Raw genomic sequence first — 6,171 nt, 5'->3', positions numbered from 1 at the left:
GCCGCGTGGTGCGTGGGGGTTGGCCCCCGGCGTTATAGTTAGCCCCGCCGCGGCCCGCTGGCGCCCCCGGGGGGGGGGGCGGCGCCCGGGGGGGGGCGCGCCCGACGCCCTGCCCCGGCGCCACCCGCTCGGGGAAGGCGGCGCCGCCGGGGCGGTCGTGGTGGGTGCGGACACGTACGGGACCTGCTCTCTGGATGCCCGGTGGGCCCGGGTCCGGTGGCGTGGACCCACCGGACCCGGGTTCAGCCGGCCTGGGCTGTGTCGGCCTGGGCTCTCGGACGGCCCGGGCGCTCGGACGGCCCGGGCTCAGTGGCGGCTGCCGCCTCGGCGGCTCAGTGGGCGGCGAAGGCCGAGGTGATCTGGGTGGCGGCGTCGCCCGAGGCCTTGGCCACGTCGGCCTTGCCGGTGACGACCTGCTGGAGCATCGTCGGGATGACGGACTGCGCGTCGATCTGCGCCCACGCCTGGTCCAGCGGCACGAACTTGGTGCCGGCCGCGATGGTGTCGGTGAAGGGCTTCAGGAAGGCGTCCTTGGCGGCGACCTTGGTGTTCACCGACTTCAGCGTCGGCAGGTTGCCCATGGCGTCGTACATCTGCTCCTGGTACGCCGGGCTCGCCAGCAGCTCGGCGAACTCCACGGCCAGGGTGCGGTGCTTGGCCGCCTTCATCACGCCGAGGTTGTTGCCGCCGGCGAACGCCGGGGCGATCGAGCCGGCCTTCTCGCCCGGCAGCGGGACCACCGCGTACTTGTCCTTGGCCGCGCCCGCGTCCACCTTGCTGCGGCTGGAGTTGGGCAGGATCGCCATCGCCGCCTTGCCGGCCGCGAACAGGTCGACGGTCTTGCCGCCGGTGAGGTCGGCGCACTGCTGGACCGGGCAGCCGTTGTCGTTGAAGAGGTCGGTGTAGCGCTTGAGGCCGGCCTGCGAGGCGGGCGAGTTGATCGCCGCCTTGAACTTGTCGCCCTCCTTGACGGCGATGTCGCCGCCCGCGTCCCAGACGAAGGGCAGCGCGCCGAAGGTGTACTTGCCGCCGACCGCGATGCCGAAGGTGTCGGGGTGCGCGGCGTGGATCTTCTCGGTGGCGGCGACCAGGTCGGCGTAGGAGGCCGGCGCGGCCAGGCCCGCCTCGGTGAACATGTCGGTGCGGTAGTACAGCGCGCGCACACCGACCCACCACGGCAGGCCGTAGGTCTTGCCGTCGAGCACGGCGGTCGCGGCGATCGCCGGGTCGAGGTCGCCCTTGTCCTTCCACTTGTCGAGGTCGGCGCCGATCTCGGCGAGACCGCCGGCCGCGACGTAGCCGGGCAGGTCGGTGTTGCCGAACTCGACCAGGTCCGGGGCGCTGTTCGGGTCGTTGAACGCGCCCTTCATCTTGGCGGCACGGGCCGAGGCGTCGGTGTCGATGTAGCTGACGTTGACGGTGACGCCCTGGTGGGAGGCCTGGAACTCGGCGACCGCCTTGCTGACCACCGCCTCCTTCGCGGCGTTGCCGGCCTCGTTGTACAGCCAGACCTGCAGCGTGCCGGTCCTGTCGTCGGCGGCCTTCTCGCCGGCCGGTACGGCGGTACCGGGCGAACAGGCGGCGGCTGCGAGGCAGGTGGCGGCGAGGACGGCGGCCGCGGTGGTCCGTCTGACGTTGCGCATGGGTGTGGAGCCTCCTCTCCCGACAGCTGCCGCCGAGACGTGCGCCGCTGGGGACGGGCGCGTCGAAGCAGGCCCTGACCGGGGCCGGTGGGTGGGTGCGTACGAGAACGCGTGGATGTGGGGGTGGTGCTACGTGGGTACGGCAGTGCGACCGCTCGGGTGGGCTGCGTCGCCTGCTCGATGCCAGGGACGTTAGGCGGGGGCGCTCGCGGCCAACAAGAGTCGGTTCGCGAAGTTTTGCACTGCACAACGCTGTATCGAAAAAGCGGCGGTCGGGTCTCGAAGCGGTACGGTTCGACAACCGCCGCAGTCCGGCGGCGGAACGAGAGGGGAACGGGACCGATGACGGAGCAGGCGGCCAGCGCGGCCACCACCGCGAAACCGAAGAAGGCGGCGGGCGAGCGCAACCAGTCCTCCTCGCTGCGCCGGGCGCTGTCCGTCCTCGGCTACGTCCGCGACCACGGCGACGGACGCGGCGTCCCGCTCGCCCAGCTCGCCGAGGCACTCGACCTCAACAAGTCCACCGTGCTGCGCCTCACCGGCCCGCTGCTGGACGAGCACCTGCTGGACCGCGACCGGGAGACCGGCTGGTTCCGCCTCGGCCACGGCTCGCTCCGCCTCGGCCAGGCCTACCTCTCCACCCTCGACCTGCGCAGCGTCGCCGCCGAGCACCTGCGCCGCCTCCAGCGGGAGGCCGGCGAGACCGTCCACCTCACCGTCTGGCAGGCCCCGGGCATCGTCTACCTCGACAAGGTCGAGGACGAGACCAACGTCCGGATGGCCTCCCGGGTCGGCAGCCGCGCCCCCGCCTACTGCACCGCGACCGGCAAGGCGATCCTGGCCTGGCTCCCCGAGGAGGCCGTCGCCGAGGTCGTCGCCGCCGGCCTGCGCCCGGTCACCGCCTGGACCATCTCCGACGAGACCCACCTGCGCGCCGACCTCGCCCGCACCCGGGCCCGCGGCTACTCCATCGACGACCGCGAGAACGAACCCGAGGTCCGCTGCGTCGCCGCCCCGATCTTCGACCACACCGGCGAGGTCACCGCGGCCCTCTCGGTCTCCGGCCTCACCTCCCGGATGACCGCCGCCCGCGTCCGCGCCCTCGGCCCCGTGGTCGCCCAGGTCGGCCTGCGCATCTCCCGCGAACTCGGCTCCGACCGCCCCGTGCCATGACATGCGGAAGGGCCCGGTACCTGAGACAGGTACCGGGCCCCTCGGCCTTGGAGCGCCAGGCCCGGGTCGCACGGACTCTCCCCACTGAAAGTGGGACGTGCTCTGGTAGCACCACTGACGCCTGACGAGGAATCATCTCCCTCGCGACAGGAAGAACACTACCAGCCCGGAACACGTGCCCGAACCACGGGCAAACCCCCGACGACCACCCACCCGCCCACGCCGAAGGGCCCGGCACCTGAGACAGGTACCGGGCCCTTCGACCTTGGAGCGCCAGGCCCGGGTCGCACGGACTCTCCCCACTGAAAGTGGGACGTGCTCTGGTAGCACCACTGACGCCTGACGAGAGATCATCTCCCTCGCGACAGGAAGAACACTACCAGCTCAGAACGGGTGCCCGGACCGGGGTGAGGGGCGGTCAGGCGATGACCGTCAGGCGGGTGCGGGGGTGGCGCCGCAGGGCTTCCAGTTCGCGTTGGAGGGGCGGCTTGGGGACGGCGAGGACCGGGCAGCCGGCGTGGCGGGTGCAGTAGGCGGTGACGGAGGGGCGCAGGGCGCGGGCGAGGGCGCCGCGGCTGCCGGCGCCGAGGACGAGGAGGTCGTCCGGACGGTCGGCGCAGCGGACCAGGGCCTGGCCGGTCTCGCCGCGGACGGCGATGCTGCGCAGCCGCACGCCCGCCCAGGCGCCGCCGAAGGCCCGGTCCAGGGCGTCGCGCAGCCGGGCGGCGGCGGCGTCGCGGCAGGCGGAGAGGAGCGGCGGGCAGGGCGAGCGGCGGTAGCCGAACTCGCCGCCGGCCGGGGTCCAGCAGTGCACCGCGAGGACCTCGGCGTCCAGCCGCCGCGCCTCGGCGACGGCGCGGTGCAGGGCGGCGAGGCTGCCGAGCGAGCCGCTGACGCCGACGACGACGCGGCCGCGGCCGTCGTCCTCGGGGACGCGGGGTGCGCCGGGGCGGCCGGGGAGGCCGGGGAGGTCTGTCGGCTCGGTCGGCTCGGTCGGCTCGTCCGCCATGGTGCTGTCCGTCCTCGGGGGTGGTGGCCGGTGTCGTCGGATCCAGCCAAGCCGGGGAAGGCGGGGACGGGCGGTGCGTTGACGGAGCCCTGACGCGGGCGGGGCCGGTCCGTACGGGTTCCTGACGCGCCCTACGCCGTGCCCGGCCCGTCGGCCTCCCAGAGGTCGGCGAACATCCGGTCGAGGTGCTCCTCGCCGATCGGCGGGACGGGCAGCGGGTGGGCGGCCCGGGTGCGGAAGCCGTCGAGCAGCAGGGCGAGGTGGCGGCGCCACAGGTCGGGGCGCAGGTCGACGGCGGCGGGCAGGGCGCGGCACAGCGGGCCGAGCATGAACAGCAGGTCCATGGTGACCACGTCGGCGCGCATGGTGCCCTGCTCCTGCGCGCGGGCGACGAGCGCGCCGACCGTCGCGGCGTTGCGCCGGCTGATCCCGGTCATCCCGGGGACGGTCGGGATGGCCTGGGTGACCAGGTCGTTGATGCCCCGGTCGGCGGCGACCAGTTCGAAGATCCGCGCGAAGTAGTGCTCGATCGCGCTCCAGGCGTCCTCGGTGGCCAGCGCCTCGGCGCCGGCCTCGTCCAGCAGGTGGGCGGCGTCCGCGAAGACCTCGCCGATCAGTGCCTCGCGGGTCGGGAAGTGCCGGTAGAGGGTGGCGTTGCCGACGCCCGCCTCCTTGGCGATCTGGTCGAGCGGCACGTCCAGCCCGTGGTCGGCGAACAGCGTGCGGGCGGTGGCGAGCAGCAGATCGCGGTTGCGCTGCGCGTCGCGCCGCAACCGCCCCGGGGGGTTCGGTCCGCCGCCCGTTCTGCTCAGTGCCATGCCCCGACCCTAGCAACCCGGGCGTTCGTTCCCGGACGGAAGCACCGGGGCCCTGCGCCGGCCCGCGGCCGCCGGTGCAGCCGGGCGTGGGAGGGAGGGTGGCCGGGGGGCCACCGGTGGAAGAACAGGCGGTGGGCGGAGCGTCCGGTCGGCGGGGGTGACCTGCGGGGGTCGCGTCCGCGGGATTCGCGGGCCCTTCCGGGGGCGGGGGCGGCGGGCCGAGGATGCCCGTGGTGCGACCGTCCGCCCTCACCCGCAAGGGAGTTCACATGCTGCTCCGCCTCACCGCCCGGGCCGCCTCGGCCCTCGCCCTCGCCTCCACCCTGGCGCTCGCCGTCGTTACGCCCGCGCCCGCCGACCCGCCGTACCAGCCCGCCGCGATCGACGTCGTCGGCACGGGGTCGGCGCTCACGGAACAGCTGATCGGCCGGTTCGCCGCCGAGTACAACGCCTCGCTCCCCGCCGGGGACACCACCTCGCCCCGCCTCCACAGCTGGGACTCCACGGGGAGCTCGCCCCTCACGCCCAAGGCCGGCGCGACCCCGGTCCCCCGCCCCTACAGCTCGAACAGCGGGATCAACACGCTCACCGCCACCACCGGCGCCACCGTCGACTTCGCGCGCAGCAGCCGGGGCCCGGAGCCCGGCGACCCCGTCAACGACCTCTTCGTCGCCCTGGCGAAGGACGCGGTGGGCTGGGCGGCCCCGGCCGGCGGCAACGCTCCGGCGGATCTCCCCGCCGATGAGCTGAAGCGCATCTTCAGCTGCCTCCGCACCAACTGGAGGGACATCAGCCCGGACCTGCCGGACGCCGAGATCCGGCCGGTGCTGCCCGCCCTCCCCTCGGAGACCCGCTGGGCGTTCCTCCGGATGGTGGGCCTGACGGGCGTCGGCCCCTTCGACGCGCCGGGCCCCTGCGTGACCGTCGTCGAGCGGGAGAACCAGGGCACGGACGCGATCCTGCACGACCCCAACGCGCTCGTCCCCTACTCCGTCGGCCACTACCTCGGCCAGCGGTACGCCGGTCCCGGCCGTCCCGGCGACGAGCCCGGCATCCTGACGCCCCGCGGGATCAACGGGATCAGCTCGTTCCGCCCGGGCGACGACGCCATCGAGCCGGCCTATGCCCAGGCCTTCGGGCACGTGCTCTACGTCGTCGTGCGCGAGGCCGACTGGACCAGCCCGGACACCCGCGGCCAGGCGCTGCGCGCGATCTTCGGCAAGGCCGGCTGGGCCTGCCGGTCCACGCCCACGATCCGCACCCACGGGTTCCGGCCGCTGCCCCCGACCGCCTGCGGCTCGACGACGCACGCCTGAGCCGACGCCGACGCCGTCACCGGCCCCGGGCGCATGCCGCGTCCGGGGCCGGGCGTCGTCCGGACGGCAGGCCCTCCACGCGCCGGGCGTCCCCGGGGCCGTGGGGCCCCCCCCCCCGGGGGGGGGCCCCCGGCCCCCGGCGCCGCGCGGCGGGGGCGGGGAGCGATACGCCCGCCCCCCCGGACGCGACGACCCCCGGGCCGGCCCCAGGG

5 protein-coding genes are annotated in these 6,171 nt (G+C 74.8%); 2 read left to right on the top strand and 3 right to left on the bottom strand.

Going from position 1 to position 6,171, the window contains the following annotated elements; all coding sequences use genetic code 11:
• Positions 1-332 precede the first annotated feature (332 nt).
• Positions 333-1,643, bottom strand: coding sequence for an extracellular solute-binding protein (locus tag ACF1AK_RS08845; protein WP_391498055.1), 1,311 nt, complete (start codon positions 1,641-1,643; stop codon positions 333-335).
• A gap of 342 nt (positions 1,644-1,985) precedes the next feature.
• Between ACF1AK_RS08845 and ACF1AK_RS08840 the strand changes: the two genes are divergently transcribed.
• Complete coding sequence (locus ACF1AK_RS08840) at positions 1,986-2,816, top strand: IclR family transcriptional regulator (protein ID WP_380287809.1); 831 nt, start codon at positions 1,986-1,988, stop codon at positions 2,814-2,816.
• Between the two features lie 418 nt (positions 2,817-3,234).
• On the opposite strand, the gene ACF1AK_RS08835 is transcribed toward ACF1AK_RS08840, so the two are convergent.
• Both ACF1AK_RS08835 and ACF1AK_RS08830 read right to left on the bottom strand, forming a co-directional pair.
• Complete coding sequence (locus ACF1AK_RS08835) at positions 3,235-3,825, bottom strand: universal stress protein (RefSeq protein WP_391498054.1); 591 nt, start codon at positions 3,823-3,825, stop codon at positions 3,235-3,237.
• 131 nt (positions 3,826-3,956) lie between these two features.
• Positions 3,957-4,643, bottom strand: a complete 687-nt coding sequence (locus tag ACF1AK_RS08830) for a TetR/AcrR family transcriptional regulator (RefSeq protein ID WP_391498053.1) — start codon at positions 4,641-4,643, stop codon at positions 3,957-3,959.
• A 269-nt stretch (positions 4,644-4,912) separates the two neighbouring features.
• Here ACF1AK_RS08830 and ACF1AK_RS08825 point away from each other — a divergent pair, with 269 nt between their 5' ends.
• Positions 4,913-5,959 carry a substrate-binding domain-containing protein gene (locus ACF1AK_RS08825; protein ID WP_391498052.1) on the top strand — a complete coding sequence of 349 codons (1,047 nt, stop codon included), beginning with the start codon at positions 4,913-4,915 and terminating at the stop codon, positions 5,957-5,959.
• Positions 5,960-6,171 lie beyond the last annotated feature (212 nt).

The organism is Kitasatospora sp. NPDC015120 (assembly GCF_043080305.1).
Lineage (GTDB): Bacteria > Actinomycetota > Actinomycetes > Streptomycetales > Streptomycetaceae > Kitasatospora.
The sequence above is the reverse complement of the archived record's forward strand: the minus strand, read 5'-3'. Positions and strand labels throughout refer to the sequence as shown.

What these genes read in the sequence shown, in the direction of transcription:
- ACF1AK_RS08845 (WP_391498055.1), bottom strand. Translation starts at nt 1,643, where the DNA reads ATGCGCAACGTCAGACGGACCACCGCGGCCGCCGTCCTCGCCGCCACC.
- ACF1AK_RS08840 (WP_380287809.1), top strand. Translation starts at nt 1,986, where the DNA reads ATGACGGAGCAGGCGGCCAGCGCGGCCACCACCGCGAAACCGAAGAAG.
- ACF1AK_RS08835 (WP_391498054.1), bottom strand. Translation starts at nt 3,825, where the DNA reads ATGGCGGACGAGCCGACCGAGCCGACCGAGCCGACAGACCTCCCCGGC.
- ACF1AK_RS08830 (WP_391498053.1), bottom strand. Translation starts at nt 4,643, where the DNA reads ATGGCACTGAGCAGAACGGGCGGCGGACCGAACCCCCCGGGGCGGTTG.
- ACF1AK_RS08825 (WP_391498052.1), top strand. Translation starts at nt 4,913, where the DNA reads ATGCTGCTCCGCCTCACCGCCCGGGCCGCCTCGGCCCTCGCCCTCGCC.